The sequence below is a fragment of the Dactylosporangium sp. CA-152071 genome (assembly GCF_050936335.1).
GTDB classification, from domain to species: Bacteria; Actinomycetota; Actinomycetes; order Mycobacteriales; family Micromonosporaceae; genus Dactylosporangium; species Dactylosporangium maewongense.
Map to the genome: position 1 here is coordinate 7,637,969 of NZ_JBNJMZ010000001.1, position 26,866 is coordinate 7,664,834.

A 26,866-nucleotide genomic window follows, 5' to 3' on the forward strand; every position below is an offset into this window, starting at 1 on the left:
TTTCCGGGCGGCGTCCCGCTTGCGCAGGTCGGTAAGCTTGCCATCGCTCGGGGCGGTAGCTCAGCGGGTTAGAGCAGGGGACTCATAATCCCTCGGTCGCGGGTTCGAGTCCCGCCCGCCCCACCGACCTGGGTGGACCCTGCTCGTGGTCCCTCCGGACCGCTCGCCGGCGGTCGGCGGGATTCCCCGCGCAGCCTCCGGCTGCTCCCCATCGGGGGAGCTGCGCTCCACCCGCGCCCCCTCAGGACCGTCGCGGGCTGGTCTGGTGGCGTCGGTTCCCGGCTGTGTGTGGGGTGAGCGGCGAGCCTTCGACGCGGATCGTGCGGTTCGCATGGTGCATCGCTGCCCTCTCGTCGACCCGCACCCGCGGGCTCACTCCGCTCGGGCGTTCGAGTCGCTCCGTCTACCGGAATCGAATCGGGAAGGGTCAGTGACCTTCGGCGAGTCGTGCGCGCATCCAGGGGTACGGGTCGACGAGAGGGCGGCGCCGACGTCGGCACTCCTCCCGCAGTTCGCGAAGTCGGTCTCCTGCCAGGTAGTGCCGTCCGCGGGTTTCTCCCTGCGGATGCAGCAGTCCCAGATCAGTGAGCCGGCCGAGATCCCGTGTCGCTGTGTGCTTTTCAACCTCTGTCATTTTCATGTAGCCAGAGCGGCGAACCCGGTACCCGAGGACCGCCTCGTAGAGGATCCCGGTCACCCGTTCTGGCAGTTGACTCGTACTGACCAGCGTGTCGAGCTCCCCCCAGATTTCGGACGCGTCGTTGACCCGCTGAGCCACTGTCTGTGCTTGCATGTGGTGGGCCCGGATGTTGAAGGTCGCCCACAGATGTGCGTCGGGTCGGGGGCGCCACGAGCCTTGACCGGTGATCGCGAGCACCTGGTAATAGTCGTCCGTGTTGTGTCCCAGCCATTCCTCGATGCTTGAGAAGGCCGGTTCGACGATCGTCTGTCGCGAGATCGTCAAGGTCTGCAGAGCGCGGGCCATTCGGCCGCTCCCGTCGCGGTACGGATGGATCATGACCAGGTTGAGGTGTGCCATCGCACCGCGCACCAGCGGGTCGATGTCGAGGTCTGCTTGGAGGCTGGCAGCGAGCTCCTCCATGAGTGCCGGGACTCTGCCGGGGTCGGGGCCCTCGTAGACCACGAGATCCTGTTTTTCGTCATGGACGTAGATCGGGCCGGTCCGGTATTGGCCTGGGCTCTTGCTCAGGTCGTGCGCGAGCATCATGTAGTGCATGCCACGCATCGCCGAGATGTCGATTTTGAAATGAGGGTCGTTCGCCATCTGCAGGACGTAGCCGAGCGCTTGGCGGTAGCCCCGGATCTCCGCCCAGGTCCGATCGTCGGCGCTCAACGGTTCTTCGTCGTCCAGTGCTGCTGCGGCGTCATCCTCGGCCACCACGTATCCCTCGATGCTGTTGGAGCCACGGATCGCGCGCGCGAGCATGGTGCGCCGCAGGCCACCCTGCCAGCGGCGTGGTGCACGAAGGACGCTGGCAAGCTGTCGTCGCATCTCGTGGATCTCCGCCAGGACTGCCTGATCCTCGCTACTTAGCGGAGGGCTAACGTAGATCATGGAAGCTTAATGTTGTTAACATAGCAACATTCTATCGTAGATGTTGCTTAGATAACTACATAGTGACACTCTGGCAGACTCGGCGCTGCCTCACGCATGGCTTCGGCCCCGAATGGCGATGCGAGTGCTCACTGTGGTGCCAAGAGCTGTCATTGTCCGGTTCGCATGGTGCGTCGTGCGCTCCACCGACCTGGGTGGACCCTGCTCGTGGTCCCTCCGGGACCGCTCGCCGGCGGTCGGCGGGATTCCCCGCGCAGCCTCCGGCTGCTCCCCATCGGGGGAGCTGCGCTCCACCCGCGCCCCCTCAGGACCGTCGCTGCGCCGACTTCGTGCGTTCGGCCAGCCGGGTGCGTGGTGGGTACTGGCGTTCGATGTCGGTCGTCCGGTTCGGTTTGGGTCGATCCCTGCTCGCGCTGCGCGAGCATCACTGTGACTCGCTGCTCGCCGGATGGGCGGTGCGCTCCGGTGGCGAAGTTGCCGGAGGCGTTTGACGGTGCCCCTTCGCGGCGTGGCGGTTGCCGTGCACAGGCACCGTGGTGCGACGCCCCGACGCTCGGCTCCGCCTCGCGTGATTGCTCGCTGTTCCGCCGGTGGCGGGGCGGTGGGCGCTGATGAATCCCTCTACGATCCAGCGATGCGCATCCGGTTTCGCCTTGCCTCGACGTGTCTGCTGATCGTCATCGGCGCCGCCGGTTGCGGCGGCACGCCGGTTGCGAGCGGTGCTGCGGCACCACTGTCGCGGGGCAGTGCGGCGCCGGGCAGTTCCATGCCCGTCAGCGCGCCGACCGGCGGGTCACCACAGGTGAGCGTCAGCGTGCGTCCCTCCGGCACGCGGACCACCACGACGACGACGACGAAGCCTGCGCCGAAGCCGTCCAGTGCTGCGCCGCCCGCGATGACGGTCACCAGCGCGACCTTGAAGATGAGCCCTGAGTCGTATGGCATCCTGCCGTGCATCCAGTGGGATCAGACGGTCCGGCTCGACTTCACCATCCAGGTCAGTTCCACGGCGCGCAGCGAGGTGAAGTTCGACGTGGAGTCCAGCGCCGGCCTGGTCCGCAGTGGCACGTCCTACGGCACCCCCACAGAGGATGGTGTTGCCACGGGCTCCGCGTCGACAGTCGTGAAGGTCGGGCCCGGCCGACCCGAGACGGTGACGTTCTGGCTCCGGGTGACGAAGCCGACGAGCAAGGAGTCGAACCGCGTCACGTTCCACAACTACTGCGCCTGAACGACGCGGTTCAAGCGGAGGAAGTTACGCCTGGCGGCGACACGTGGGCAACCCCGGCGCCCGCACCGGAGTCAGCGACGCAGGATCAACCTGTAGACACAACAAAGCCCCGATCCGCCGGCGAAACCGAGGACCAGGGCGCAAACGTCGATCGGGAGAAAAACGCAAGGTCTGAGCGGAACTTGCGGTGCGGTGACACCCTCCCCGCCGCCATCACAAGAACCTGGCACCGGTGAGGGCACCACCGCTGTGAGTGGTCACCGCTGAAGAGCCCTCGCGCTATCCGTGCGGCCCCGACGCACGGCCGTCGCCGGTCACTCAGACCCCGGCGTCGCTATCCCACCTGCTTGCTGAATGACCTGCGGTACATGTCGTTCGGGCAGCCCCTGGCCGACCAGCCGCCACCCGCGTACAGCCACCCACCGTAGTAGAGGTATCGGAGATTGTCGTTGAGCCCGTACGAGCAGGAGATGGCGATCCTGTACCGGCCCGTTCCCTGTTCGCATCGGACCGCGGCATCGCCGGCCCGCTGGGCGTCGCTCCAGCTGTACGTGCAGTCAGTGGGCTCGGCCATTGCCGCGGCGGGAGCGACGAACGCCGCACCGGCCGCAGCCGTGAGCGCCACGACGCCGCGAACGACTCGCATCCGCGTTTTCGGGTTCTTCATCTTGCTCCTTCGGGCAGGTGACGCAGTGCAACTGACGAAGGCGAGGATTTCATTGACTGCTATCACCGCGCTCCCTGACCGCTATCAGTGTCACGGGCGCCCGGTGAGGCTGAACACTTTCTGTGCCTCCGGCGAACTACAGGTGTGATGCAACTGTGGACGACGTGGGGGAGGCGGACTTGGCCGTGATGACGCAGCCCGGCGCAGCGCAGGGACAGGACGCTGGCGCCGACCTCGTTGAACAGGCGAAACGCGTGCCTGAGCGGTTCACCGCCGTGTTCGACCAGCACTACCGGCAGATCTACGCGTACGCGGCCCGACGGCTCGGTCCCGACCTGGCCGAGGACGTGGCGTCGGAGACGTTCCTGGTCGCGTTCGACCGCCGGCACAGTTACGACAGTGCGCGGGCCGGGGTGCGGCCGTGGCTGTACGGCATCGCCTCCAATCTCATCGCCCGTCACGCGCGGGCCGAGACGCGGCGGTACAAGGCCCTCGCCAAGGCCGTCGACGCGCAGGAAACGGGCGACCACGCCGACGCCGTCGCCGGGCGGCTCGACGCGACGGCCGTGCGTGGCCGCCTCGCGGAGGCGTTACGACGGCTGCCCGAGCCGGCCCGGGCGGTGCTGCTGCTGGTGGCGTGGGCGGGGCTCAGCCAGCAGGAGGTCGCGGCGGCGCTCGACATTCCCGCCGGCACGGCCAGGTCCCGGTTGCACCGGGCGCGTCAGGAGATGCGGCAGGCGCTCGGCGCCGAGATCGAGGTGAGCGAGTGATGGACGAGATCGGCGCGCTGCGCGAGGCGTTCGGGGGCGACGAGGTCCCCGGCCAGGCAGCCGAGAACCGGGCCCGCGCGGCCCTCCACCAGCGGATGTCGTCGAAGGAGCAGCGAGTGACCAGCATGAGCCGGAAGCGTTTCGCCATCACGGCCGGGGTCGTCGTGGCGGCCGCCGCCGCGGTCGCCGTCACCGCGGTCATGGTGGTGCGGGGAGGCGGCGGCCACGCGCCGGTGCCGGACGCCGCGCCGACGCTGAACGCACCGGCCGCCAAGGGGGTGCTGCCGTTCGCCCGCCCGGCCAGCGCCGCCGAGTACCTGGAGAACGCCGCCTGGACGGCCGAGCGCAAGCCGTGGAAGGACCCGCGCCCCGACCAGTTCATGTACATCGAGACGCTGGAGCTGCGCAACAAGCCGGCCTACGAGAACGAGCACCCGAACGATCCGATCAGGACCGGCATGGGCGAGAACCGCAAGATCCAGGAGTGGAACAGCATCGACGGGCAGACCAGGGCGGGCTACAAGGACGGCCGGCTCGTGGTGACCAGGCGTGGGCAGGGCGGCGAGTACTGGGACCGGATCGCGTGGTCGACGATCACGTCGATGACCCGCCCGGACAAGGTTCCGGACGCCGTGCCCGGACCCGGTTCGATGGGCATCGAGCTGGACGCGTTCATCGGCCAGTACGTCGTGCCGCCGAACGTGCAGGCGGCGATCTTCCGGCACCTGGCGCAGGCGCCCGGGATGACGATCAACCCCGACGCGGTCAACATCGACGGCCGCCCGGCGGTCGGGCTCGGCCGGATCGTCGAGGGCTACCTGTCGCAGGAGCTGCTGTTCGACCAGCAGACGTACCAGTTCATCGGCGAGCGGCTGGTCGCCGTCAAGGACCACGTGAGCCACGGCGACGACGGCGACCACGTCAGCCACCGCGGCGACGTGTACCGCCAGGTCATCTACTCGAAGATGACCATCGTCGACCGCCCCGGCGACACGCGGTAGCGCCCCAGACGCCGCCCCGGGCCGAACCGGCCGGGGCGGTGCTGCCGCGCGGGGTGGTCAGGTGGTGACGGTGACCGGGTGGGAGCGGGGGGACTCGCCGGCGGAGTTCAGGGCGGTCACCTCGAACGTGTGCGCGCCCGGCGGGACGCTCGTCACCAGGTACGCCGGGCCGTAGCTCCAGGCGATCCGCACCCCGTCGCGGTACACGTCGTAGCCGTCGGTGGCGGTCTGGACCGCTTCCCAGGCGAGCCACACCTGGCCCGGGGCGGGGGTGGAGGTGGCGACCGAGCGGGGAGCGTACGGCGGGGCGGTCTGGGCGGGCATGATGTTCGTGGTGACGGGCTGCGACAGGGCCGATTCGCCGGCCGTGGTGACCGCCGACACCGCGTACGTGTGCGAGGTGCCGGGAGCGAGCCCGGTCAGCGTGACGGACGGTTCGGAGCCGGTGGTGGCCCGCAGCGCGCCGCCCTCGTAGACGCGGTACTGGCCGGCGCCCGGCGAGCCGGTCCAGGTCAGCCGCACCGAGTGGCTGGTGGTCTCGGACGGGCTCAGGTCGGTCGGGGGCGCCGGGACGGTGCTGGGGCTGTCCGGGCCGGAGAGCACGAGGTCGTCGGCCTCGAACGCGGCCTGGGCGTACCAGCCGTGCACGTACACCCGGACGGTCGTGGTCGCCGGGCCGGTGGTGAAGGGGACCGACAGCCGGGTCCACTGGCCGCTCGGCGGCGACCAGGTCCCGCCGAGCTCGGTGCCGAGGAAGGCGTACCCGCCGCGGACCCACCCGGAGACGGTGTACGAGGAGCTCGGCCGCACCGGCACGACCTGCGCGCACTCGGCGGTCGACGCGAGCGTCGGGGTGCCGGTCAGCGCGTACTGGCCGGAGTGCCCGCCCCAGGTGGTGGCCGTGCCGGCCGCGCAGGTCCACCGGGCGGCCGCCGTCTCGAACCCCGGGTTCGCCAGCAGGTTCACCTCGCCGGCCGCGGCCGCGGAGGGAGCGAACGGGGCGATACAAAGGCAGGTCGCGAGAGCGACAGTGGTCAGCCGGCGCACAGCGTGGCCCCTTTCCCGGAACCGGACCGGCCTGTCGGCCGCGATTCTGTAAGGAAAGCTTCCTGAATCATTGCTGTCAATGCTGCGAACGGACGGGGCACCGGGAGTGCCCCGTCCGGCGGTGCGTCAGACGGAAAGGGTCCAGACGTTGATGAACCCGCTGTCGGATGCGGCGGCGTCCTGCACGAGCAGCCGCCAGGTGCCGTTGCGGGTCTCGGAGGACAGGTTCAGGGTGTAGGTCTGGTCGATGTTGTCGGCGCTGCCCCCTTGGCGGTTGCTCAGGATGTACACGCTGCCGTCGGGTGCGACGAGCGACACGACCAGGTCGCCGCGGTACGTGTGGACGATGTGGACCTCGGCGGTGCTCGTGGCCGCCGCGTTACCCGCGCAGCCGGCGATGGTCACCCTGCTCTCGACCGTGGACAGGTCGGCGGTGGCCACGTCGGTGGGGTTGGTGGCGGTGCAGGTGGTGCCGTTCGTCGGTACCGGGTTGAGGGTCCAGGTGTTGATGTAGCCGTTGTCGCCGTTCGCGGCGTCCTGCACGCGCAGCCGCCAGGTGCCGTTGAGGGGCTCGGAGGACAGGTTCAGGGTGTAGGTCTGGTCGATGTTGTCGGCGCTGCCCCCTTGGCGGTTGCTCAGGATGTACACGCTGCCGTCGGGTGCGACGAGCGACACGACCAGGTCGCCGCGGTACGTGTGGACGATGTGGACCTCGGCGGTGCTCGTGGCCGCCGCGTTACCCGCGCAGCCCGCGAGGGTGATCGTGCTCTCCACCGTCGCCAGGTCGGCGATCGCCACGTCGGCGGGGTTGGTGCCGGTGCAGGTCCCGGCCGCGGCGGCGGGGGAGCCGCTCACCGCCACCGCGGCCGAGATCGCCAGCAGGCCCGCGCCGAGCCACCGCGTTGCCGATGTTCCCGCAGTACGCATTGCTTCTCCTCGTTGAACCGGTATCCCGCAGGGCCCTGAGGGGTCCTGAACGGAAGGTCGTAACGAGGACGGCGGTCGGCGGCGGTCCGGACGTCGGTTTTTTGACGTATCAGGCGGGACGCGAGAACTGGTAGTGCGCGATCCGCCACGTGTCGCCGGAGCGGCGGACGAGCACGCCCAGGAAGCCGCGTACCGGTGGGCGTTCGGTGAACGTGAACTCGACCGCCGCGTAGCCGAGGATGAGGTCGTCGGACAGGTGGCGGGTCTCCCGGAGGTCGTAGGCGGCGGTGAGGCCGATCGGCTGCGGCGCGTAGTACGCGGCGACGGCGGCCGGGCCGACGCCGTACGGGTGCACGCCCTGGAAGATCGCGTCGTCGGTGAAGTGCGTCGCGACGCGGTCGGGGTCGTGGGCGTCCACGGCGGACTTCCAGCCGTCCAGGACGTCGCGGAGCACGCTTTCGTCGGACATGAGCGTCACCTCTCTTCAGTGGCCGGCGCTCTGGCCGCCGTCGACGTGCAGGATCTCGCCCGTGACGAAGCCGGCGGTCTCCAGGTACAGGATGGCGTCGACGATGTCGGAGGGGTCGCCGATGCGGCCGACGGGGGACTGGCCCGCCAGGGCGTCGTGGGTCTCCGGCGGGTGCATCGGGGTGCGGATGACGCCGGGCGAGACGGCGTTGACCCGGATGCCGCGCGCCGCGTACTCGATGGCCAGGGACTTCGTGACGGCGTTGAGGCCGCCCTTGGTGAGTGAGGCGAGCGCCGCCGGCGCCCCGGAGGTGGGGTGGTCGACGATGCTGGCCGTGATGTTGACGACGTGGCCGCCGCCCTGGGTGAGCATCGCCGCGATCGCCCGCTGCGTCACGTCGAAGAACCCGCGCAGGTTGACGCCGGTCATGAGGTCGAAGTCGGCGGACGTGTAGCCGGTGAACGGCTTGGCGACGAACACGCCGGCGTTGTTGACGAGGGTGTCGACGCGGCCGTACGCGCGCAGTGCCTCCTCGACGACGCGGGCGCCGACGGCGGGGTCGGCGATGTCGCCGGCGACGGTCAGCAGCAGCGGGTCGCCGGACGGTCCGATCGAGCGGGAGGTGGCGACGACGGCGTAGCCGAGCTTGCGGTACGCGGCGGCGACGGCCGCGCCGATGCCCTGGGAGGCGCCGGTGACGACGGCGACCGGGGGATTGCTCATGGGTTTCCGTTCTGTGGTCGGGACCCGCGTGACCGGCAGCGGTGCGCAGGCGAGGCCTCCTACCCACCCGGAGCCCCGCTATCCGCGGTGCGGGCCGCCATGCCGCTCGGGGTGAGGCGACGGATTGACGGCCGGTTCTAGGGTGTGCGGGTGACCTCGTACGGGCCGGGCCTGCTCGATCTGATCCCCGACGCTGACGTCCTGGAGGGCGACCCGACCGGCGGGGACGGGGTCGCGTGGCTGCTGGAGCTCGCCGCGAACGGGCTGAGCCGGCGGTTCCGGGTCGCCGTCCACGAGCGGGTCGCCGAGTTCACCTACGACGACGGGCGGGTCGGGTGGCGGTGGCTGCCCGGCGACGAGGCGGCGCCGATCCTGGCGGCCGGCACGTGCTTCGGAGACGCCGACCGTGGCTGGCCGGCGGCGATGGATCACGACCTGTTCGTGCCCAACTGCACCGCGCCCGAGGCCGGCAACGTCGAGGCGCCGGGGTCACCGGTCGACGGCTGGTACTACACGCCGATCGAGCCGGTCGTCTCGCGGATGCGCGAGGTGCTGGCGGAGATCGACCGCGGCGATTACGACTACGCCGCCGACGACGCCGCGGAGCTGCTCGACCAGCTCGAGTTCTGCCGTACGCACGACCTGATGCTCGCCGTGGTGTAGCCCTCTCAGGTCGCGAACACCACGCTCCACCAGCCGCACAGCCCGAGCGTCAGCACCGTCCCGGCCAGGGCGACCACCAGGGGCCAGCGCTCCTCGGTGACGGCGCGGTGGTAGGCGGCGAACCCCGTGGCGAGCGCGGTCAGCGGCATGACGACCAGTGAGAGGGCCAGGCCGGCGAAGCCGGCGCCCATCGCCGCCATCCCTTCCGGATCGTTGAGGGCGTCGCGGTACGTGAGCCAGACCAACCCGAGCGTCAGCCATCCCGCACCCGCGAGCGCGGCGAGGGTCACGACCGCCGGCCCGACGCGGCTGCGGCTGTTCGGGTCCCAGTGCGGCGGGATGTCGCCGGGTGCTTCCATACCAGGTCCGACGCGTCCGGCGGCCACCTGGTTCCGCTACAGTCGCATCTTCGACGACGATTCGGGGAGGGTCGATGGCACAGGACATCCACGTCACGTCCAACGCGATCCGGCAGCTCGGCAAGGACCTGGTGGAGGACGTCGCACCCGCGTTCGACCCGGTGGCCCGGCAGGTGGCGGAGGCGGTGATCGAGTCGCCCGGGTTCGGGCTGGTCGGGTTCCCGTTGCAGCACGCGTACGAGCAGGCCCAGGCCTACCTCGCCGACTACGTCAAGGCGGGCCGTGACCAGCTGGGCACGTTCCGCGGCAAGCTCGACGGCATCGCGACCACGTGGGAGCAGGCCGAGTCGACCAACCAGGTCATGTACCGCTAGGAGGCGTCATGAACCCGTTCACCTCTGGTGTCATCATGCTGCGGTTCGCGCTGGGTTCGTCGTTCGGGGCGGCACCGTTCGTGTCCAGCGCCATCCGGCTGGGCCTCGCCGTCGGCCTGGGCATCTCCAACCCCGGCTCGATCTGGCAGGCCGGCGACGAGTGGAAACAGGCGGCCACCGCGCTCGAGGTGGTCAAGTCCCGGATGGTCAACGCGAACGCCAAGGTCGGCCCGCAGTGGATCGCGGAGGACAAGGACGCCTACCTCAACGCCGTCACGGTGTACAACCAGGAGGTCGAAGACCTGAAGAAGTACCTGGAGAACGTCGGGACCGGCCTGCAGACGGTCGCCGCGGCCTACTACGCGTTCGCGGTGATGGCGATCGTGGCGGGGACGTTCGCGTTCGCCTGCGCCGTCGCCGTCGGCCTCGCGATGGCCACGCCGGCGTTCCCCGCGGTGCGCGCGGCGGCCGAGACGGCGGTGTCGGCGGTCGCGATGACCGCGGGCGCGGCCGCGAAGACCATCACGGCGATCGCCGGCGGCGCCACCGCCATCCTGCTCGCGGGCGTGGCGCTGTCGAAGGCCTTCCAGTCGCAGCCCGGCGGCGTCAAGGGCGCCGACTTCAAGGTGATCACGATCGACTACTCCCCGCTGACCGGCGGCAACGGGTACGTCGCGCCCCGGCGCGAGCTGCCCGGCCCGGCGAAATGAGATAGGAACAGCACGTGGACCCGAACATGGACCCCGACCGGCTGGTCGAGGAGTCGCTGCGGCAGATGCGGCAGGTCGAGGACTTCCAGCGCCGGTCGGCGGCGATGGTCGGCCGTGGCGAGGCCCTCGACGGCCTCGTCACCGCGGAGGCGCGCGGCGACGCCGGGCTCTCCCGGATCACCATCGACCCGCGGGCGATGCGCAGCCCCGCGCAGGACCTCGGCGACGCGACCCTCCGGGCCGCCCAGGGCGCCCTGGAGGACCTGCGGCGCCAGACGATGGAGGCCATGCGCGAGATCCTGGGCGACGACGTGATGGGCGTCGTCGACGGTACCGGCGACCCCAGCAAGCTGGTCGCCGAGGCCGAGCAGCGCTTCCAGGCCTCCGCCGACGAGGCGATGGAGACCCTCGAACGGCTCCGCCGCCAGGGCGGATTCTGATCATGTCCCCGGTCGTGCTGCGGCGGGCCCGGGCGCTGCACCGCAGCCACCGGGTCAGCCTGCTCGTGCTGGCGTTCCTCGTCCTCATGACCGCGTTCAGCGTCGCCGTTGCGGTGATCGACAGCCGCGACCACGACCTGCCCGCGTTCCTGTCGGCGCTCACGTTCGGCCTGCGCTGGGGCTGGACGGTCCTCGCCGTGCTCTGGGCCGCGCTGGCGCTGCTGCTGGTCGCCGCCGAACTCGGCTGGCTGACGGGCACGACCACTCTGACCGACCGGGGCGTCGTCCTGCGGTCGGGCCGGCACGAGGCGACGATCGGCTGGTTCGACATCGACGAGCTGCGTGCCGTCCCGTCCGCCGGCGGCCACCTGTACCACCTGCGCACCACCGTCCCGATGCCCCGCCCGCCACGCCTCGGCCTCCAGGGCCGCCGCGAGGCCTGGCTCGGCTGGCACCCCGGCGCCGACACCGTGGTGGCGGCCATCGCCCGTCCCCACCTCGGCGTCAAGTACCAGCCGCCACCCCACTGACCTTCCTTTTTGCAGGGCCGCGTCGGCTTTGCGGGCCGCGTCGGCTTTGCGGGCCGCGTCGGCTTTGCGGGCCGCGTCGGCTTTGCGGGGGCGCGTCAGCGGCGCGTCAACGGCGGATCAGGGCCGGGGACGACGCTTTCGGCAGGCCGGCGGGGTTCCGCCGGGAAGGACTGTCGAAGGGAGCAGAGCGGACATGCGGCTCAGTTTGCGGAAGGTGCTCGGTGGTCTCGCGGCCACCGTGGCGCTGATGGGGATGACGCTGGTGCTGAGCGGGGCACCGGCGGCGGCCGCCCCGGCGGAGAAGGCGGCGCCGCTGGCGGCGGGCGTGTTCCGGCCGATCAAGAACGTCGGCAACGGGATGTGCCTCCAGCCGGCGTCGACCGCGGAGTTCGCGGCGATCGTGCAGCAGCCGTGCGTCGCGGGCAGCATCGCGCAGGGCTGGCAGACGGTCAGCCTCGGCGGCACCAAGTACCGCTTCCTCAACCAGCTCAGCGGGTACTGCTTCGACGCCTTCGACGGGGCGCTCAACAACGCGCGGCTGCTGCAGGGGACGTGCGTGGCGATCAGCAACGAGGAGTTCAACACCGGCTCGACGCTGCCGAACGTGGTGCAGATCCAGTCGCGGGTCGGGTTCCGTGACACGGGCTACTGCGTCGACGTGCCCGGCGGGTCGGCGGCCGCCGGCCTCGCGATGCAGATCTACCGCTGCAACGGCACCCTCGCGCAGCGCTGGGTCGTCGGGTTCGCCTAGGGTTCGCCGGTACGGGCGGGCGGCGGCTTCTTCCGCCGCCCGTCTCCTCAGAGGCCGACGGGTCGTCCGGCGATGGTGAGGTACGTGTAGCCGAGCCTGCTCAGCCGCTGCGGGTCGAGCACGTTGCGGCCGTCGAGGACGACGGGGGTGCGCATGAGGCCGACGTACTTGCCCCAGTCGAGCTCCAGGTACTGCGGCCACTCGGTGACGAGCACGACGGCGTCGCTGTCGTCGAAGACCTCGTCGACGCTCTCGCAGAGGCTCGCGGCGAGCTCCGGCTCCTCGGCCCGGAACCGCTCGGCGGCGACCGGGTCGTGCAGCTTGACCCGGGCGCCCCGGGCGATCATCAGCTTGGCGATGTCGATCGCGGGAGAGTCGCGCAGGTCGTCGGTGTTGGGCTTGAACGCCAGGCCGAGCAGGCCGATCTTGCGGCCCTTGAGGATGCGCAGCTCGTCGAGGAGCTTGTTGACCGCCTCCTCGCGCTGGCGCTGGTTGACCTCGCGGGCGGCGGACACGATCGGCATGTCGTAGCTGTACTCGGCGGCGGTCGCGATCAGCGCCGCGGTGTCCTTGCCGAAGCACGACCCGCCCCAGCCGACGCCCGGCTGCAGGAACCGCGAACCGATCCGCGCGTCGAGCCCGGTGCCCCGAGCGACCTGGTTGATGTCGGCGCCGACCTTGTTCGCCAGCTTGCCGATCTCGTTGATGTAGCTGATCTTCAGGGCGAGGAACGCGTTCGCCGCGTACTTGATGAGCTCCGCCGAAGCGAGGTCCGTCGAGACGAGCGGGACCGCGCCGACCTCCTCGGGGCGCGGCAGGAACGTCGGCGCCGTGAACGACTGGTTGAGCACCGCCCGGTAGAGCCGGTTGAGCACGTCGAGGCTGCGCGGGTTGTCCGACCCGATGACGATCCGGTCCGGGAACAGCGTGTCGTGGATCGCCGACCCCTCGCGCAGGAACTCCGGGTTGGACGCCACCGCGAACTCGCCCGCGGCCCGCCGCGAGTGGAACTCCTCGAACGACTCCCGCAGGATCGACTCGACCCAGTTTCCGCTGCCGATCGGCACCGTCGACTTGTTGACCACGACGGTGAACTCGCCGTCGATGGTCTTGCCGATGCTCTCCGCGGCCATCCGCAGGAACCGCAGGTCGGGCTGCCCGTCCGGCAGCGACGGCGTCTGCACCGCGACGAACACGACCTCGGCGCCCGGGACACCCTCGGCGTAGTCGGTGGTGAACGTCAGGTTGTGCGCGGCCTCGTGCATGAGCTCGTCGAGGAACGGCTCGTAGATCGGCGAACGCCCCGCCCGCAGCAGGTCGACCTTCTCCTGGCTGAGGTCGACGCAGGTGACCTCGTGCCCGAGATAGGCCAGGCAGATGCCGGTGGTGAGGCCGACGTAACCGGTGCCCACGACGCATACCTTCACCCGGGCGATGATACACAGCCGTCATCTGCGACTGATTCCACATATTGGACAATTCGGCCGCTCAGTCCGCTTCCGGACCGTGCCGGCGGGGCCCCTGCGTGCCCCGCCGGCGTGGCGGCCGCGCTACCCCCGCGGCTTGAAGATCCCGAAGTGGTTGCCCTCCGGATCGGTGATGCTGGCGAACACCGGCCCGTCCTCGGTCTGCGTCGGCGGCACGAGCACCTTGCCCCCGGCCGCCTCGACCCGCTCACACACCCCCGGCACGTCCTCGACGACGACGTAGAAGATCGCGTGCCCCGGCTGCCCCACCGCCAACCCGCCCATGACCGACCTCTCGTCCGGCGTGGTGATCATCTGGTACGCCCCGTCCCCGCCGAACGTCCACCCGAACAACTCCCCGTAGAACCGCCGCGCCACCGCCGCGTCACTGACCCCGACCTGAAACCACCCGATGCCGTTCATTCCCACTCCTCAACCCCGTCGTCCTGGAGCCGCACGTCCTCCCGCCCGGCCACTTGCCCACCACCTTCACCCCCTCCCACGACACCGTCCTGTCGGCATTTCCCTTCACCTCACAACCAGCGAGGCGCCAGCCGAACCCCCACCGTGATCAAAGGACGGCCCTGGCCGCCCAGACAGCCACCCCGCGACTTCGATCACGCCGATCACGCCCCCGGCCGCCCCACAGGGAATGTGAGAACGGCGGCCGGGCCACATCACTGCGACCACGGCGCGGACGGCGACCACGAGGGCAGACCGCCACCGTGATCGAAGGACGGTCCTGGCCGTCCGGGCAGCCACCGAGCGACTTCGATCATGCCAACCACGGCCACGACCGACCCACAGAGACAGCCGCGACGGCGGAGGTCAAGTCCGCAGCCGGGTGCGCTTCGCTGATTGTGAACCACGGCAGAGGGTGCGATTCCGCCGGTCGGTGGGATGTGGGTGGATTGTGAAAGCCAACGACGGTGTGGAAGCACCGAATGACGCCCTCGACGGCGCTGGACCATGCGAGGACGGCGGCCGGGGAACATCACCGCGACCACGGCACGGAGGGTTACCACGCCACCTGGCGCCCGGCCTCCGGACGGGCGGGAAGAACCCCCACCTCCGCGCTGGCCTGACCTGCGACCAGACGGGTCGGCGAACCCGTACGCGGACAGCAACCACCAGGGCGGAGTGCGTTGCGCTGGTTGTGGAAGAAGCACCAGGCGACGCGCTCCACGGTGTGAGGACGGCGAACACCACCGCGGCCCACGCCACGACCTGGAATCGGCCGGCGCCGAAGAGGCGTGGCGACCGGGAAAGGTCGGTCGGGGGTGTGGCGGGAGGTGGGTCAGGCGGCGATGGCGATCCGGGTGATGAGCTTGCCGGGGATGTCGAGGGCGTTGGGTGGCAGCGGGCGTGGGGTGGTGAGCTCGGGAGTGGGGGTGACGTCGTGGATGCGGTCGACGCGGAACGAGCGGACCGCGTCGCGGAGGCGGCACCAGGCCAGCAGATACCAGCCGGTGGGGCCGCCGAGATAGCCGACGGGTTCGATGTGGCGGCGGGTGGTGGTGCCGAAGCGGTCGGCATAGGCGATGTCGAGGACGCGGCCGGTGGTGAAGGCCTCGACGACCGCGGGGGAGACGGGGGCCGGGCCGGGGTCGGCGCCGTCGACGAGGTGGATGCGGGCGGCGAGCTCGGTGGCGCGATGGACGTCGGCGGGGGACATGACGGCGAGGAGCTTGTGCAGGGCGGTGCGGGCTGGGGCGTGGAAGGGGGTGCCGTGGAGGCGGTGCAGGGCCACGGCGATCGCGACCGCTTCGGCGGGGGTCATGTTGAGCGGGGGCAGGGTGTGGGTGCGGTCGAGGGCATAGCCGCCGGTGCGGCCGAGGGAGACCCAGATCGGGACGCCGGACTGCTGCAGGGCGCTGATGTCGCGCTCGATGGTGCGGGTGGAGACCTCGAACCGGGTGGCGAGCCAGCGGGCGCTGCGGGGGCGGGGCGCCACCGCGCGCAGCTCCTCGACCAGCGCATACAACCGATCCGTCCGATTCACGCCGCCAGACTATCCACCAGGTACGACAAAAAATGGTGGAGCCAGGTCTACTGAACGGTGCCGGTGACGTCCGTATGGTCGGTGCCGTGAGCGGTGTGTGGCAGGCGATGGCGAGGGCACCGCACCGGTTCCTGCTGTCGGGCTGGCCGCTACGGTGTCTGCTGTACCTGTTGGGCAGCGTCGTCGTCGCGGTGGGTCAGCCTCGGCCTGCTCGTCGACTGCCTGATCGTGGCCGCGGCGCCGGTGTTCGTGCAGGCGGGGGTGCCGTTCCAGTTCGGCGACCTGGTCGTCGACACCCGTGGGGAGGCACTGGCGGCGACGGCGTTCGCGGTGCCGGCGACGGCGGTCGGGCTGTACGCGTTGAGCGCCGTCGCCGCGACGCAGGCCGCGTTCGCCCGGTGGCTGCTCGCGCCGCGCGACGCCGAGCTCAACCGCAGGGTCGAGGAGCTGTCCCAGTCGCAGAAAAGGCTGGTCGACGCGTTCGAGGCGGAGCGCCGCAGGATCGAGCGGGACCTGCACGACGGCGCCCAGCAGCACCTGGTGCTGCTCGCGATGACGCTCGGGCTGGCGAGGCTGGAGGTCGGCGACGGCAAGGCGGCCCACCTGCTCGAGGACGCGCAACGGCAGGCGCGGCAGGCCCTGGCGTCGATCCGGGAGCTGATCCACGGCATCCACCCGCAGGTGCTCACGGACCTGGGCCTGCCGGCCGCAGTCGGGGAGCTCGCCGAACGCTGCCAGGTGCCCGTCGTCATCGACCTGCCCCTGGACCGGCGGCTGCCGGCGGCGGTGGAGACCACGGCGTACTTCGTCGTGTGCGAGGCGCTGACCAACGCGGTCCGCCACGCCGGCGCGTCCAGGATCACGGTCAGCGGCCGGATCACGCGGTACGTCCTCACGTTGACGGTCACCGATGACGGCCGCGGTGGCGCCGACCCCGCCACCGGCACCGGGCTGCGCGGCCTCGCCGACCGGACCGCGGTCATGGACGGCACGTTCACCGTCACCAGCCCAGCGGGAGGTCCGACGACGCTGCGGGTGGACCTGCCGTGCGGCCTGACCTAAGGTCGGCCGGCATGAAGATCGTGCTCGCCGACGACGCGGTGCTGCTGCGGGAGGGGCTCGCCAGCCTGCTCGAACGGTTCGGCCACACGGTCGCGGCCGCCGTCGGTGACGCCGAGGCGCTGCTCGACGCCGCACGGGAACACCGACCAGATCTCGTCATCACCGATGTACGGATGCCGCCGACGCACACAGACGAGGGTCTCCGCGCGGCGCTCACGCTGCGGGAGGACGACCCGCAGCCGGCGGTGCTGGTGCTGTCGCAGTACCCCGCGACCGCCTACGCCGCAGAACTGCTCGCGCCCGCCGGACGGGCTGGCGTCGGGTACCTGCTGAAGGACCGTGTCGGGGACATCACCGAGTTCGCCGACGCGGTCGCGCGGGTCGCGGCGGGCGAGACCGTCATCGACCCGGATGTGGTGCGGCAGCTGCTGACGCGGCAGCGCGCCGCCGACCCCCTGGCACGGCTCACCCCGCGGGAGCGCGAGGTGCTGGGGCTGATGGCGGAGGGCCGGTCCAACGCGTGGATCGCCCGCGCCCTGCACATCGGCGACGCCGCCGTCGCCAAGCACATCGGCAACATCTTCGCCAAGCTCGACCTGCCCGGCCCCGACGACGGCCACCGCCGCGTCCTTGCCGTTCTCAAGTACCTGCGCACCTGACCGGAAGAACGAAATTTGGGACCCCGAAAATGGGTCTTCGGGCTCAGGTGCCGCGGTCGTGCCGGTCCTAGCGTGGAAAGCGGTCAATCCCCCTTCCCCGCCAGGAGGAGCCTCATGTCAAGACTCAGGCGCGCGGCCGGCGTCATCGCCGTCGTGCTCGCCGCTGTCACCGTCTCCGCCGTCAACATGGCCGACGCCGCCACCCCGCTCGTCGTGCAGGCCGAGTCGTTCGCCGCGCAGTCCGGCGTACAGGTGGAGACCACCGTCGACACCGGCGGCGGTCAGAACGTCGCGTATCTCGCCAACGGCGACTGGATGCGGTTCGACGGCGTCGATCTCGGCCCCGCCGGCACCGTCACCGCCGCGGCCCGGGTCGCCTCCGCCGTCGGCAACGGCACCGTCGAGCTGCGGACGGGTTCGCTGACCGGGCCGCTGCTGGCGCAGTTCCCGATCGCGGCGACCGGCGGCTGGCAGGCGTGGACGACGCTGTCCGCGACCGGCACCCACGCCACCGCCGGCCCGCAGCCGGTGTTCGCGGTCCTGCGCAGCGGCGCGGGCGGCGACTTCGTGAACATCAACTGGTTCTCGTTCACCGCGGCCACATCGAGCAGCAGCAGCCCGGCGGCGACCGGCTGGGTCGACGTCGACCAGGCGAAGTGGGGCGCGCAACTCGCCGCGTTCAACGCGATGCCCATGGACCCCGCGCCCGCCGGCGCCGTCCGGGTCCCGGAGTTCAACGCGTCCTGCACGTACAGCCACTCCCGCAAGGACGACCCGATCGTCTTCCCCGGCCTGCCGGGCGCGTCGCACATGCACAGCTTCATCGGCAACCGGAGCACCGACGCGAACAGCACCGCCGACACGCTGCTCGCCAACGCCGGCACCAGTTGTGCGCCGGCGCCGGACCTCTCCGCGTACTGGGTGCCCACGCTGTACGAGCACGGCCAGCCGGTCGAGCCGAAGGCCGTCGTCGTGTACTACGGCTCCAGGCTCACGGACTCCAGCAAGACGGTGCCGTTCCCGCAGGGTTTCCGGATGATCGCCGGCGACGCGAAGCTGCAGGCGCCGACCCCCGCCGGGACCGTCAACCAGTTCTACTGCGCGGGCCCCGGCGGCGAGATCGGCCGCAGCGCCGACGGCAACTGGCCGCGGTGCGCGCCGGGCGCCTCGCTGCTGTTCCAGCTCGTGTTCCAGGACTGCTGGGACGGCGTCCACCTGGACAGCCCGACGCACAAGGGGCACGTCGCCTACACGTACGACGGCAAGTGCGGTGGCGCGTTCCCGGTGGCGATCCCGTCGGTGTCGTTCGTCATCGCCTACCCGACGCCCGGGTCGATCGACGGGTTCACGCTGTCGTCGGGGATGGCGTCGTCGTTCCACGGTGACGCGTTCCTCGCCTGGGACAACGCCGCACAGGGCCACCGGGTGAAGAACTGCATCGTCCAGAAGGCCAAGTGCAACACGGCCGGGACGTTCTGATGCCGTGACCGTGAGCGCTCACCGGTGTGGTTCGTTCGCCGCGGTGTGTTGCCGGGCGACTCCCCACCGGTGGGCGGGCCTCAGCCGGCCGGGCCGATCCCGCTGCCGTCCGCGCCGTCCGGCCGGCACACGCCGGTGGCTCGACGACTCGGCCCGGCTCGCGACGACGGGCCGTGCCGCCCGACGACGGGTCCGACCTGCTCGTCGCAGCCGGTGAACGCCAGCGGCCGCCTGGTCCGGTGGGGTGGATGCCAGCGGGGCGGCCTGTTCTGGCGGGGTGGTCGCCGGTGGCGGCCGGGTCCGGTGGGGTGGTCGCTGGTGGCGGCTTGGCCTGCTGGACGCTGGTGGCGGCTCGGTCTGGTGGATTTGGTCACCAGAGGTGGGGCTCCCGGTGGACGCTGGTGGCGGCCTGGTCCGGTGGACGCGGTGGCGGCTCGGTCCGGTGGGGTGGGTGCCGGCGGCAGCTTGGTCCCGGTGGACGCTGGTGGTGGCTTGGTCTGCTGGACGCGGTGGCGGCTCGGTCCGGTGGGGTGGGGCGCTGGCGGCAGCCTGGTCCGGTGGATGCCGGTGCATGCTGGTGGGGGTCTGGTCCGGTTGGGTGGGGGTCGGTCGGGGGGACACGCCCACAACCCCGCCGAGCGGGTGTGGGCACGGCATCGGCGGGTCGTCAGTGCAGCTGGATCTGGTTGACGTCGGGGGCTGGGCCCTCGTCGTTGAAGAACCGGATCCAGCTGGTGCCGGCCGGTAGGTGCACGCGGAGCGTCACGGTGGCGGGGATGCGCCAGTCGCCGGCGCCGCTCAGCGTGAGTGACTGCGTGGGGCCGTCGTTGACGGCGACGCGGAGCGTGCGGGATTCGGCGGTCTCGTACGTGACGGTCATCGTCCGTTCGCCCGCCGCGGTGACGCCGGTGACCCGGATGGCGAGGGTGTTCGGTCCGCCGATGTAGCCGACCCGGCTGCCGCCCACGCAGGTCGGGCACTCGATGACGCGGGCGCCGTTGCGCAGGTTGGCCGCGTCGGCTGCGTGCAGGCTGATCGCCGCGAAGGTCGAGGACGCGGCAGGTGTCCGGGGTGGCGAGGCCCCCGGGGCAGGCGCCGAGGTGCGTGGCAGCGCCGAGAGCGGCGTCGTCGGGGCGGGTGTGGTGAGGGTCGGCGTCGTCGGGACCGGCGTCGGCGAAGGCCCGCCCGGCGGGGGTGTCGGGGCGGTCGCGGCCGGCGGGTGGCCGCGACCGTCCGGCAGCACCAGCGGCGGCACGACCGTCGCCGTGGCGACGACCGCGGCGGCGAGGGCCACCCAGCCGGCCCGCCGTGCCCACTCCCGCCGCGGACCATCCACAAGGGACCCGGCGGCCGCCGCAGACGTGGAGCGCACGCCGGGCGCAGACGACCCGCCGGATGCAGCGGCCGCTCCAAAGCCAGCCCCAGAAGCAGCGGGCGCACCAGAAGCGGCGGGCGCACCGGATGCAGAGGACGGGTCGGGCGCGGGGGACGGGGCGGTCATCGGCGGCCGGTCCACAGCAGGACCGCCTCCATGCGGCCGCGGACGTGCAGCTTCGCGAAGATGTGGTGGAGGTGGTTCTTCACCGTCTTCTCGGTCAGCAGCAGCCGGTGCGCGATCGCCGCGTTGGACAGCCCTTCCGCGAGCAGGTCCAGGACGTCCCGTTCGCGGCGGGTCAGCCGGTACCGGCCGAGCGTCTCCTCCTGGCGCTCCGCCAGCTCCTCCCGCGACGCCTGCGCCCGGACGGTCGCCGTCGCGACGGCCGCCGCGACCGGGGACAGCCACCCGTGCCCGGCGGCCACGGCGAGCACGGCCCGGCGCAGCTCGTCGGGGTCGAACGCGCCGTGCACCAGGTACCCGCGGGCGCCGCCGCGCAGCATCCGCCCGATGAGGTCGGGGTCGGCGTCGCTGGTGATGACGAGGACGCCGCTGAGCCGGCTCAGCTCGGCGAGGGCGGACAGCCCGTCGGCGACCGGCATCCGGTGGTCGAGGAGCGTCACGGCCGGGCGGTGCGCCTGTGCCTGCGTGACGGCCTCGCGCCCGTCCGCGGCCTCGGCGACGACGCGGACGCCGTCGAGGCCGTCCAGGTAACCCCGCAGCGCCGCCCGGACGATCGGGTTGTCGTCGACGATCAGCAGCTCGATCATGCCGGCACCGTCACCTCGACGGTCGTGCCGCGGCCGGGGGCGGACGCGACGTGCAGGCTCCCCTGGATGGTGCTCGCCCGCTCGTACATGCCGATCAGCCCGAAGTGCTGTGCGGTGCGCAGCTCGGAGAGGTCGGCGGGCAGCCCGAACCCGCGGCCGTCGTCGTGGATGCGCAGGAGCAGGTGCCGGCGGCCCTGGTGCAGGCTGACGGTGGTCCCGGCCGCCGACGCGTGCTGGGCGACGTTCTGCAGGGCCTCCTGGAGGATGCGGCACAGCTCGTAGCGGACCGCGACCGGCGGGTCGACCGGGGCGGTGACGAGTCGCACCGGGATGCCGTACACCTGCGACCAACGCCGGCAGATCGCCTGGACGGTGCCGGCGAAGTCGCCGTCGAGGGTGTCCAGGCGCAGGCCGTCGACGAGCTCGCGGGCCTCCTGGGCGGCCACCTCCGCGCCGCGGGAGACGGTGCCGGCGAGTTGCTCGGCGAGGTCTGGGTGGCGGCGCAGGGACTGGGGCAGCGCGAGCGCGGCGAAGCTCACCCCGCGCAGCGTCTTGGTGACGGAGTCGTGCAGTTCCCGGGCGAGGCGGGCGCGTTCCGACGCGGCGGCGGTACGTTGTGCCGAGGCGACGACCCGCACCGACAGCTCCATGTGGCGGCGCAGGGCGGCGGTCGCGACGGCGGCGCCGGCGGTGGCGAGGACGCAGCCGATCGGGAACGTGAGCATGAAGCCGGCGAGCTCCGGGTCGGCGCCGGCGGGCAGGACCGTGGCGGCGACGGTGTAGCCGAGCGCGGTGTAGCCGGCGGCGAGCGGCAGCGCGCGCATGCCGGCGAGGACCCCGGCGAGGGCGGACGCGCCGACGGCGCCGCAGTGGAAGGCGACCCCGCCGCCGTCGAGGGCGAGCACACCGGCGACCGCGAGCGCGTCAGCGGCGAGGACGGGGACCGGGTGGCCCGCGACGTGCGGGTGGCGGGAGAGCACGGCGAGCCCGGCGGCGGTGGTGCCGGCGACGACGGCCAGGGCCGCGAGGAGCGGGCGGGGGTCGGCGACGAGGCGGACCCCGACGGCGCCGGCGGTGAGCGTGGCGGCGGCCCGGGCGAGCAGCACCGCACGTCCCAGGGCGGCCGGTGCCACGACCCTGTCGACATGCTGCCCCACGGCCGGGACTCTACGCGTTCCGGCGCTGGTCACATAGACAGCGATCGGCGCCCCGCCATGACGGAACGGGGCGCCGACCGGTGTTCGTGCGTTACGGCAGCATGTAGTTCTCGTTGAGCGCCGCGCCGCGCTCCGGCTTGTACTGGTCGAAGCCGCGCGGGTTGCACTGCAGACCACCGTTGATGCAGTGGGTGGTCAGTGCGGCCAGGGTCGGCGGGTCCCAGGCGTTGTACACGTCGTAGTGGAACGAGTAGCCGCGGCCGCTGGAGAACGCCACGTTCGCCATGTTGCCGCTGACCGGCCACGCCATCTTGAACTCGATCATGTTGACGGCGACCGGGTGCGACGACGGGCAGACACCCACGACCGGGTAGGCCATGTGCGCCTTGTGGTCGGGCGAGTCCAGGTGCAGGCCGTCCCAGCAGCTGGGGGCCTGGAACCGGACGTTGAGCTGGCTGCCCGCGACACAGTTGGCGGGGATGTCCCACTGGCGGGTCAGGTCACCGCACTCGAAGCCCTCGACCGCGCCCGGGTGGTTCTTGAACTGGTCGAGCGTGGAGGACGGGCTGCCCACGACGTACCGCAGACCGGCCGGCATCGGCCGGACGCTGCGCCAGTCGAGGACGCCGCTCTTGTAGTAGATGACCTGGCGGCCGACGGGCTGCACGGCGACGCCGTTGTTGAGCAGGGTCGGCATCCAGTACGCGGTCTTGTCGCCCGGCGTGATGCAGGCGGTGGTGCCGGCCTGCAGCGACGACAGGGTCGTGTTGGCGTTGGTGGTCCTGTTGCCCATGAACGTGTGCGAGTGCGACGCGCCCGGCAGGCCGAAGAACACGATCGGGTCGTCGTTGAGGTTGCTGCGGCTCACCTCGCAGTTGGCCTGGAACTCGTGGTGCGTCGTCGGCGGGTTCGTCGCCGGCGGGGTCGCCGTCGACGGGGTCACGCCGGTGACCGGGTTGGGCGCGTCGACCCAGCCGGGGCCGCTGGTCGGCGGCGGGGTGCCGGTGGACGTGCCGTAGACCTTGAACTCCCACAGCGAGTAGCCGTAGCCGGTGCCGCGCTGCGTGCCGTACATCCGCACGTAGCGGCCGGAGCCGTTGACGTTGAGCGTCTGCGTGCCGCCGGTGCCGGTGGTGGTGCTGTAGATGCTCGTCCAGGCGTTGCCGTCGGGCGAGGTCTGGATCTGGAACGCCTTGCCGTAGGCGTTCTCCCACTGCAGGACGACCTGCGTGATGGTGGCGGTGGCGCCGAGGTCGACGCGCAGCCACTGCGGGTCGCTCCACTGGCTGCCCCAGCGGGTGCTCGGGTTGTTGTCGAACGCGCCGGCCGGCGGCGACTCACCGAGCTCCTGCGAGGAGGCGAGCGAGGGCTTGTTGAGCGAGAGCAGGGTGGCGTCGGCGGCGTCGGCGGCGGTCAGCTGGAACGCGCCGACGACCATCGATGCGACCACCGCGGTGGTGACCCCGATGGGGGCCAGGATTCTTCTGAGCCGTCTCGTACTCGGTCGTGTACTCATCGAGCTCCCAGGGTGTGGGCGGGCGCCGTCGCCGGTCCGGTGTTGCCTGACGCGCGTGAGGCGGTCACGCGCGTCGCCGGTGCCGGCGGTGGTACCGGGTGGCGGGGAAGCGCCCGTTGGAGAGCGCTCTCCCAAATGTTGCGCCCGTGTGGCCGGTCCGTCAATACGTGGCGACGCTCGGCGGGTGCGAAAGTACACATTCCGGGCACAGCTCAGCGGAACTTAAGGCGCGAGTGGAGAGCGCTCTCCAGTCGATCGTGTGGCGTGCCCGATTTGCGCCTACATAGCGTGGTTTGACTGATACTCTCCGTGCACGGCTGAACGGGAGGTTGCCATGCGGCGAGAGACCCCGCGGATCCTGCACGTCACCGAGTCGATGAACGGCGGCACGGCCGCCGCGATCGTCGAGTTCGTCCGCTCCACGCCCCAGTTCGAGCACCACCTGCTCTTCCGCGGCAGGGCCGGCGGAGGCCGCGCCCGCACGGTGGCCCCCGACCTGCCGGTCCGGTTCGAGGACCTGTTCGCCGGCAGCCGCGACGCCGGCGGGGGTCTGCTCTCGCTCGGCCGGGCGCTGCGCGAGACCCTGCCCGCCGTCGCGCCCCGCATCGTGCACCTGCACGGCGGCCGGGCCGGCCTCGTCGGGCGCACCGTGATCCCGGCGGTCGCCCGCTCCGCGACCGGGCCCGCGATCCTCTACACGCCGCACTGCTTCGGCTTCGAACGCACCGACCTGCCGGCCGTCGCGCTGCGCCTGCTGCGCGGCGCGGAGCGGGCCGTCGCCGCCTCGACCGACCTCGCCGTCTGCGTCAGCCCGCGCGAGGCCGGCCTCGCCACCGAGTTCGGCATCCCCGCCGTCGTCGTGCCCAACACGACCCGCGCCCGCACCGCCCGCCCGGACCGCACCCGGCACGTGGGGTCGGTCGTCACCGTCGGCCGGGTCGGCGCGCAGAAGGACTTCGAGTTCCTCCTGCGGGTCAAGGCCCTGCTGCCCGACCCGCCGGGGGTCACCTGGACGTGGGTCGGCGACGGCGACCCACGCGGCGAGGCCGCCCTGCGCGCCGCCGGCGTCCGGGTCACCGGCTGGCGGTCGCCGGCGGAGGTGCGCAACCATCTCGCCGCCGCCGACGCGTACCTGCACACGGCCGCCTGGGACAGCTGCCCGCTGCCGCTGCTGGAGGCGGCCGCGGCCGGGCTGCCGCTCGTCGCCCGCAGCATCCCCGCCCTGGACTCCCTCGGCCTCGACCCGGACCTCGGCACCGCCGAGGCCGTCGCCGCCGAGCTCGCCACCGTCCTCGCCACCGGGCGACCGTCGCGGCCGCGGCTGCAGGAGGCGTTCGCCGCCCGGCACACGCCCCAGGCGCAGGCCGCCGCGCTCGCGGACGCCTACGCCACCGCCCTGGGCGCGATCCCCGCCCCGGTCCCGCGCGCGTCGCACCCCGCGGCTGGATCGTTGACCGAAGTGGAGGTGACCAGGCGATGAGTGTCACGGTCAGCGTCATCATGCCCGTCTGCAGGACCGCTCGCGCCCTGCCTTCACTGCTCGCGACCCGGGTGCCCGACGGCGTCACCGTCGACCTGGTCGTCGTCGACGACACCGACGAGCTGGGGCCGGTGCCTGCCGACGCGCCGTTCCCGGTGCGGGTCCTGCGGCACGACACCCCGCGCGGGCTGGCCGCGGCCCGCAACACGGGACTGGCCGCCGCGACCGGCGAGTACGTCTGGTTCGTCGGCGGCGACGACTGGGTCGACCCGGAGCTGCTCGCCTCGCTCACGTCGGCCGTGCTCGCCGTGCTCGGCGACGAGGACCGTGCTGACATCGTTGTGGCCGGCACGGTGCCCGTCACCGAGGACGGTGTCACCGGCCCGCCGCTGCCGTCCCGCGACACCGCCACGGTGTGGACCGGCCAGCAGGCCGTCGAGGAGTTCCTCTTCCGCCGCATCCGCTCCGGCGTGACGAACAAGCTCGTCCGCCGGGACCTGCTCGACGGGCTCACCTTCCCGCACGGGCCGCGCCACGAGGACGTCGCCGTCATGGCCTGGCTGCTGCTGCGGGCGCGGACGGTCGCGTTCGTCGCCGGCCCCGCGTACTTCCACCTGAGCCGCCCCGTGTCCCGCTTCAACCCGCGCACCGCCGAGCGCGCCGCCGCCGTCGACGAGGCCCTGTTCGTCCTCGACGGCGCCGGCTCGCCCGCCGCCCGGCAGCACTTCCGCCTCCGGGCCGGCGCCCTGGCGGTCGCGGGCGCCGCGGCCCGCTCGTCGGCGGGGGAGCTGTCCGCCGCCGCCTGGGACGCGGTCGGCGCCGCCCGCCGCGGCCTGCGCCCCCGCGACGCCTGGGCCGCGCTCCGGCACCGGCAGGTGGTCCTCGCCGCGGCGGTGCTGCTCATCAGGGCGGCCCCCGCGCTGTACGTCCGGCTCTACCGCGCCGCCCGCGCCGCCGACCGCCACCGCCACGCCCGCCTCGGCCGCCCGTGGCGCGGCGAGGCGGCCGCCCTGCAGTCCGCCGCCGGCGTCACGCTCGCCGCGGCCGGCACCACGCCCGCCGCCGTCAGCGCTACGCCAACCGTCCCGTCGCAGCCCGGCCCCGCCGACCAGGTCTCGCCGTGTGCCGCCGTCTCGAAGCCGGCGCCCGACGACATCGCCGACCAGAACGCCGCCTCTGTCGAGGCGGTGGGCGACACCGACGTCCGGGCCGTGGGTGATGCCGGCGCCGGCGTGGCCGTCGACGCCGACGTCCGGCCGGTGGGCGATGTCGCGGTTCGGGCGGGCGGTGATGCCGCCGTCCGGGTGGTGGGCGGCGCCGACGTCCCGGCGGTCGGTGATGCCGATGACCGGGTGGTGGGCGATGTCGACGTCTGCCGGGCAGCCGTCCCGGCGCAGGGGGCTGATGCGGCTGCCGCCCGAGCCGTCCCTGCCGACGGACCGGCACCCGCGGCCGGCGCGACACACGATTCGGCCGACGGGTCTGACCCGGCTTCCGGCGCGGCGTCCGATGTGATGGCCGCCGGTGCCGTGTCTGCCGAATCGGGCGGTGCCGACCCGGGCGTTCCGCGCGAGAGCGACGCCGAGCGCGACCAATCCCGTGCGGCTGGCGTCATGCGCTGCTGACACCGGGCACGACTGACACCAGGAGCGATCAATGTCC

At 72.1% G+C, this 26,866-nt stretch carries 28 protein-coding genes, 1 tRNA gene and 1 pseudogene; 15 read left to right on the forward strand and 15 right to left on the reverse strand.

Annotated elements, in window-relative coordinates:
- The first annotated feature begins 49 nt into the window (after positions 1-49).
- Positions 50-123: transfer RNA gene (locus ACQEVZ_RS34420), tRNA-Ile, on the forward strand.
- A 304-nt stretch (positions 124-427) separates the two neighbouring features.
- On the opposite strand, the gene ACQEVZ_RS34425 is transcribed toward ACQEVZ_RS34420, so the two are convergent.
- Both ACQEVZ_RS34425 and ACQEVZ_RS34430 read right to left on the reverse strand, forming a co-directional pair.
- A complete protein-coding gene (locus tag ACQEVZ_RS34425; RefSeq protein WP_433374245.1) occupies positions 428-1,576 on the reverse strand; it encodes a Fic family protein in 1,149 nt (382 codons plus the stop codon).
- 621 nt (positions 1,577-2,197) lie between these two features.
- Positions 2,198-2,482: a hypothetical protein gene (locus ACQEVZ_RS34430; protein ID WP_433374248.1), complete on the reverse strand. Its 285-nt coding sequence runs from the start codon at positions 2,480-2,482 to the stop codon at positions 2,198-2,200.
- On the opposite strand from ACQEVZ_RS34430, the gene ACQEVZ_RS34435 reads away from it, so the two are divergent.
- The gene (locus ACQEVZ_RS34435; RefSeq protein ID WP_433374251.1) at positions 2,472-2,807 is read left to right on the forward strand and encodes a hypothetical protein; all 336 of its coding nucleotides are present in this window, start codon (positions 2,472-2,474) and stop codon (positions 2,805-2,807) included. The two genes, ACQEVZ_RS34430 and ACQEVZ_RS34435, sit on opposite strands and share 11 nt — an antisense overlap.
- Before the next feature lie 334 nt (positions 2,808-3,141).
- Here the strand turns inward: ACQEVZ_RS34435 and ACQEVZ_RS34440 are convergent, their stop codons facing one another.
- Positions 3,142-3,474 carry a hypothetical protein gene (locus ACQEVZ_RS34440; RefSeq protein WP_433374254.1) on the reverse strand — a complete coding sequence of 111 codons (333 nt, stop codon included), beginning with the start codon at positions 3,472-3,474 and terminating at the stop codon, positions 3,142-3,144.
- 254 nt (positions 3,475-3,728) lie between these two features.
- Here ACQEVZ_RS34440 and ACQEVZ_RS34445 point away from each other — a divergent pair, with 254 nt between their 5' ends.
- A complete protein-coding gene (locus ACQEVZ_RS34445; RefSeq protein ID WP_344506050.1) occupies positions 3,729-4,244 on the forward strand; it encodes an RNA polymerase sigma factor in 516 nt (171 codons plus the stop codon).
- Positions 4,244-5,245: a hypothetical protein gene (locus tag ACQEVZ_RS34450; RefSeq protein ID WP_433374258.1), complete on the forward strand. Its 1,002-nt coding sequence runs from the start codon at positions 4,244-4,246 to the stop codon at positions 5,243-5,245. Before ACQEVZ_RS34445 ends, ACQEVZ_RS34450 begins: the two co-directional genes overlap by 1 nt.
- Before the next feature lie 57 nt (positions 5,246-5,302).
- On the opposite strand, the gene ACQEVZ_RS34455 is transcribed toward ACQEVZ_RS34450, so the two are convergent.
- From ACQEVZ_RS34455 to ACQEVZ_RS34470, 4 genes and pseudogenes are all read right to left on the reverse strand, one after another.
- Positions 5,303-6,292 carry a fibronectin type III domain-containing protein gene (locus ACQEVZ_RS34455; RefSeq protein ID WP_433374260.1) on the reverse strand — a complete coding sequence of 330 codons (990 nt, stop codon included), beginning with the start codon at positions 6,290-6,292 and terminating at the stop codon, positions 5,303-5,305.
- Between the two features lie 126 nt (positions 6,293-6,418).
- A pseudogene (locus ACQEVZ_RS34460) lies at positions 6,419-7,114 on the reverse strand (proprotein convertase P-domain-containing protein); the annotation flags it as partial.
- A 214-nt stretch (positions 7,115-7,328) separates the two neighbouring features.
- Positions 7,329-7,688 (reverse strand): YybH family protein, encoded by a 360-nt coding sequence (locus tag ACQEVZ_RS34465; protein WP_433374263.1) that lies wholly within the window; start codon positions 7,686-7,688, stop codon positions 7,329-7,331.
- 15 nt (positions 7,689-7,703) lie between these two features.
- Positions 7,704-8,411 carry an SDR family NAD(P)-dependent oxidoreductase gene (locus ACQEVZ_RS34470; protein WP_344506054.1) on the reverse strand — a complete coding sequence of 236 codons (708 nt, stop codon included), beginning with the start codon at positions 8,409-8,411 and terminating at the stop codon, positions 7,704-7,706.
- Positions 8,412-8,561: 150 nt separating this feature from the next.
- Between ACQEVZ_RS34470 and ACQEVZ_RS34475 the strand changes: the two genes are divergently transcribed.
- The gene (locus ACQEVZ_RS34475) at positions 8,562-9,074 is read left to right on the forward strand and encodes a hypothetical protein (protein ID WP_433374266.1); all 513 of its coding nucleotides are present in this window, start codon (positions 8,562-8,564) and stop codon (positions 9,072-9,074) included.
- Between the two features lie 5 nt (positions 9,075-9,079).
- Here the strand turns inward: ACQEVZ_RS34475 and ACQEVZ_RS34480 are convergent, their stop codons facing one another.
- A complete protein-coding gene (locus ACQEVZ_RS34480) occupies positions 9,080-9,433 on the reverse strand; it encodes a hypothetical protein (protein ID WP_433374269.1) in 354 nt (117 codons plus the stop codon).
- 74 nt (positions 9,434-9,507) lie between these two features.
- Here ACQEVZ_RS34480 and ACQEVZ_RS34485 point away from each other — a divergent pair, with 74 nt between their 5' ends.
- The 5 genes from ACQEVZ_RS34485 (at position 9,508) to ACQEVZ_RS34505 (ending at position 12,238) form a co-directional block, all read left to right on the forward strand.
- Complete coding sequence (locus ACQEVZ_RS34485) at positions 9,508-9,807, forward strand: hypothetical protein (protein WP_344506057.1); 300 nt, start codon at positions 9,508-9,510, stop codon at positions 9,805-9,807.
- Positions 9,808-9,815: 8 nt separating this feature from the next.
- Positions 9,816-10,517: a hypothetical protein gene (locus ACQEVZ_RS34490; RefSeq protein WP_344506058.1), complete on the forward strand. Its 702-nt coding sequence runs from the start codon at positions 9,816-9,818 to the stop codon at positions 10,515-10,517.
- A gap of 14 nt (positions 10,518-10,531) precedes the next feature.
- The gene (locus tag ACQEVZ_RS34495; RefSeq protein ID WP_344506059.1) at positions 10,532-10,957 is read left to right on the forward strand and encodes a YbaB/EbfC family nucleoid-associated protein; all 426 of its coding nucleotides are present in this window, start codon (positions 10,532-10,534) and stop codon (positions 10,955-10,957) included.
- A 2-nt stretch (positions 10,958-10,959) separates the two neighbouring features.
- A complete protein-coding gene (locus ACQEVZ_RS34500; RefSeq protein ID WP_433374274.1) occupies positions 10,960-11,487 on the forward strand; it encodes a hypothetical protein in 528 nt (175 codons plus the stop codon).
- A 193-nt stretch (positions 11,488-11,680) separates the two neighbouring features.
- Positions 11,681-12,238, forward strand: a complete 558-nt coding sequence (locus ACQEVZ_RS34505) for an RICIN domain-containing protein (RefSeq protein ID WP_344506061.1) — start codon at positions 11,681-11,683, stop codon at positions 12,236-12,238.
- 47 nt (positions 12,239-12,285) lie between these two features.
- Here the strand turns inward: ACQEVZ_RS34505 and ACQEVZ_RS34510 are convergent, their stop codons facing one another.
- The 3 genes from ACQEVZ_RS34510 to ACQEVZ_RS34520 all read right to left on the reverse strand — a co-directional run bounded on the left by ACQEVZ_RS34510 (position 12,286) and on the right by ACQEVZ_RS34520 (position 15,706).
- The gene (locus ACQEVZ_RS34510) at positions 12,286-13,665 is read right to left on the reverse strand and encodes a UDP-glucose dehydrogenase family protein (protein WP_363396677.1); all 1,380 of its coding nucleotides are present in this window, start codon (positions 13,663-13,665) and stop codon (positions 12,286-12,288) included.
- 123 nt (positions 13,666-13,788) lie between these two features.
- Positions 13,789-14,127, reverse strand: a complete 339-nt coding sequence (locus ACQEVZ_RS34515) for a VOC family protein (RefSeq protein ID WP_344506063.1) — start codon at positions 14,125-14,127, stop codon at positions 13,789-13,791.
- A gap of 874 nt (positions 14,128-15,001) precedes the next feature.
- Entirely contained in the window at positions 15,002-15,706 is a 705-nt protein-coding gene (locus ACQEVZ_RS34520; RefSeq protein ID WP_344506064.1) for a helix-turn-helix transcriptional regulator, read from the reverse strand.
- 228 nt (positions 15,707-15,934) lie between these two features.
- Here ACQEVZ_RS34520 and ACQEVZ_RS34525 point away from each other — a divergent pair, with 228 nt between their 5' ends.
- From ACQEVZ_RS34525 to ACQEVZ_RS34535, 3 genes are all read left to right on the forward strand, one after another.
- Complete coding sequence (locus tag ACQEVZ_RS34525; RefSeq protein WP_433374279.1) at positions 15,935-16,768, forward strand: sensor histidine kinase; 834 nt, start codon at positions 15,935-15,937, stop codon at positions 16,766-16,768.
- Between the two features lie 11 nt (positions 16,769-16,779).
- A complete protein-coding gene (locus ACQEVZ_RS34530) occupies positions 16,780-17,427 on the forward strand; it encodes a response regulator transcription factor (RefSeq protein ID WP_433374282.1) in 648 nt (215 codons plus the stop codon).
- 114 nt (positions 17,428-17,541) lie between these two features.
- Positions 17,542-18,906, forward strand: a complete 1,365-nt coding sequence (locus ACQEVZ_RS34535; protein ID WP_433374284.1) for a DUF1996 domain-containing protein — start codon at positions 17,542-17,544, stop codon at positions 18,904-18,906.
- Positions 18,907-19,573: 667 nt separating this feature from the next.
- Here ACQEVZ_RS34535 and ACQEVZ_RS34540 read toward each other — a convergent pair.
- The 4 genes from ACQEVZ_RS34540 to ACQEVZ_RS34555 all read right to left on the reverse strand — a co-directional run bounded on the left by ACQEVZ_RS34540 (position 19,574) and on the right by ACQEVZ_RS34555 (position 23,724).
- Positions 19,574-20,278 carry a hypothetical protein gene (locus tag ACQEVZ_RS34540; protein ID WP_433374287.1) on the reverse strand — a complete coding sequence of 235 codons (705 nt, stop codon included), beginning with the start codon at positions 20,276-20,278 and terminating at the stop codon, positions 19,574-19,576.
- Positions 20,279-20,403: 125 nt separating this feature from the next.
- Positions 20,404-21,051, reverse strand: coding sequence for a response regulator transcription factor (locus tag ACQEVZ_RS34545; protein ID WP_354891248.1), 648 nt, complete (start codon positions 21,049-21,051; stop codon positions 20,404-20,406).
- Positions 21,048-22,208, reverse strand: coding sequence for a sensor histidine kinase (locus tag ACQEVZ_RS34550; RefSeq protein WP_344506069.1), 1,161 nt, complete (start codon positions 22,206-22,208; stop codon positions 21,048-21,050). The genes ACQEVZ_RS34545 and ACQEVZ_RS34550 overlap by 4 nt, the downstream gene beginning before the upstream one ends.
- A gap of 91 nt (positions 22,209-22,299) precedes the next feature.
- Positions 22,300-23,724, reverse strand: a complete 1,425-nt coding sequence (locus tag ACQEVZ_RS34555) for a DUF1996 domain-containing protein (RefSeq protein WP_433374292.1) — start codon at positions 23,722-23,724, stop codon at positions 22,300-22,302.
- Positions 23,725-24,058: 334 nt separating this feature from the next.
- On the opposite strand from ACQEVZ_RS34555, the gene ACQEVZ_RS34560 reads away from it, so the two are divergent.
- Entirely contained in the window at positions 24,059-25,204 is a 1,146-nt protein-coding gene (locus ACQEVZ_RS34560) for a glycosyltransferase family 4 protein (RefSeq protein WP_433374295.1), read from the forward strand.
- On the forward strand, positions 25,201-26,829 hold the full coding sequence (locus tag ACQEVZ_RS34565) for a glycosyltransferase (protein WP_433374297.1): 1,629 nt from the start codon (positions 25,201-25,203) through the stop codon (positions 26,827-26,829). Before ACQEVZ_RS34560 ends, ACQEVZ_RS34565 begins: the two co-directional genes overlap by 4 nt.
- The last annotated feature ends 37 nt before the right edge of the window (positions 26,830-26,866 follow it).

Coding starts and splice junctions, on each gene's coding strand:
- ACQEVZ_RS34425 (WP_433374245.1), bottom strand. CDS start 1,576: ATGATCTACGTTAGCCCTCCGCTAAGTAGCGAGGATCAGGCAGTCCTG.
- ACQEVZ_RS34435 (WP_433374251.1), top strand. CDS start 2,472: ATGACGGTCACCAGCGCGACCTTGAAGATGAGCCCTGAGTCGTATGGC.
- ACQEVZ_RS34440 (WP_433374254.1), bottom strand. CDS start 3,474: ATGAAGAACCCGAAAACGCGGATGCGAGTCGTTCGCGGCGTCGTGGCG.
- ACQEVZ_RS34450 (WP_433374258.1), top strand. CDS start 4,244: ATGGACGAGATCGGCGCGCTGCGCGAGGCGTTCGGGGGCGACGAGGTC.
- ACQEVZ_RS34465 (WP_433374263.1), bottom strand. CDS start 7,688: ATGTCCGACGAAAGCGTGCTCCGCGACGTCCTGGACGGCTGGAAGTCC.
- ACQEVZ_RS34470 (WP_344506054.1), bottom strand. CDS start 8,411: ATGAGCAATCCCCCGGTCGCCGTCGTCACCGGCGCCTCCCAGGGCATC.
- ACQEVZ_RS34480 (WP_433374269.1), bottom strand. CDS start 9,433: ATGGAAGCACCCGGCGACATCCCGCCGCACTGGGACCCGAACAGCCGC.
- ACQEVZ_RS34485 (WP_344506057.1), top strand. CDS start 9,508: ATGGCACAGGACATCCACGTCACGTCCAACGCGATCCGGCAGCTCGGC.
- ACQEVZ_RS34490 (WP_344506058.1), top strand. CDS start 9,816: ATGAACCCGTTCACCTCTGGTGTCATCATGCTGCGGTTCGCGCTGGGT.
- ACQEVZ_RS34500 (WP_433374274.1), top strand. CDS start 10,960: ATGTCCCCGGTCGTGCTGCGGCGGGCCCGGGCGCTGCACCGCAGCCAC.
- ACQEVZ_RS34505 (WP_344506061.1), top strand. CDS start 11,681: ATGCGGCTCAGTTTGCGGAAGGTGCTCGGTGGTCTCGCGGCCACCGTG.
- ACQEVZ_RS34515 (WP_344506063.1), bottom strand. CDS start 14,127: ATGAACGGCATCGGGTGGTTTCAGGTCGGGGTCAGTGACGCGGCGGTG.
- ACQEVZ_RS34530 (WP_433374282.1), top strand. CDS start 16,780: ATGAAGATCGTGCTCGCCGACGACGCGGTGCTGCTGCGGGAGGGGCTC.
- ACQEVZ_RS34535 (WP_433374284.1), top strand. CDS start 17,542: ATGTCAAGACTCAGGCGCGCGGCCGGCGTCATCGCCGTCGTGCTCGCC.
- ACQEVZ_RS34545 (WP_354891248.1), bottom strand. CDS start 21,051: ATGATCGAGCTGCTGATCGTCGACGACAACCCGATCGTCCGGGCGGCG.
- ACQEVZ_RS34555 (WP_433374292.1), bottom strand. CDS start 23,724: ATGAGTACACGACCGAGTACGAGACGGCTCAGAAGAATCCTGGCCCCC.
- ACQEVZ_RS34560 (WP_433374295.1), top strand. CDS start 24,059: ATGCGGCGAGAGACCCCGCGGATCCTGCACGTCACCGAGTCGATGAAC.
- ACQEVZ_RS34565 (WP_433374297.1), top strand. CDS start 25,201: ATGAGTGTCACGGTCAGCGTCATCATGCCCGTCTGCAGGACCGCTCGC.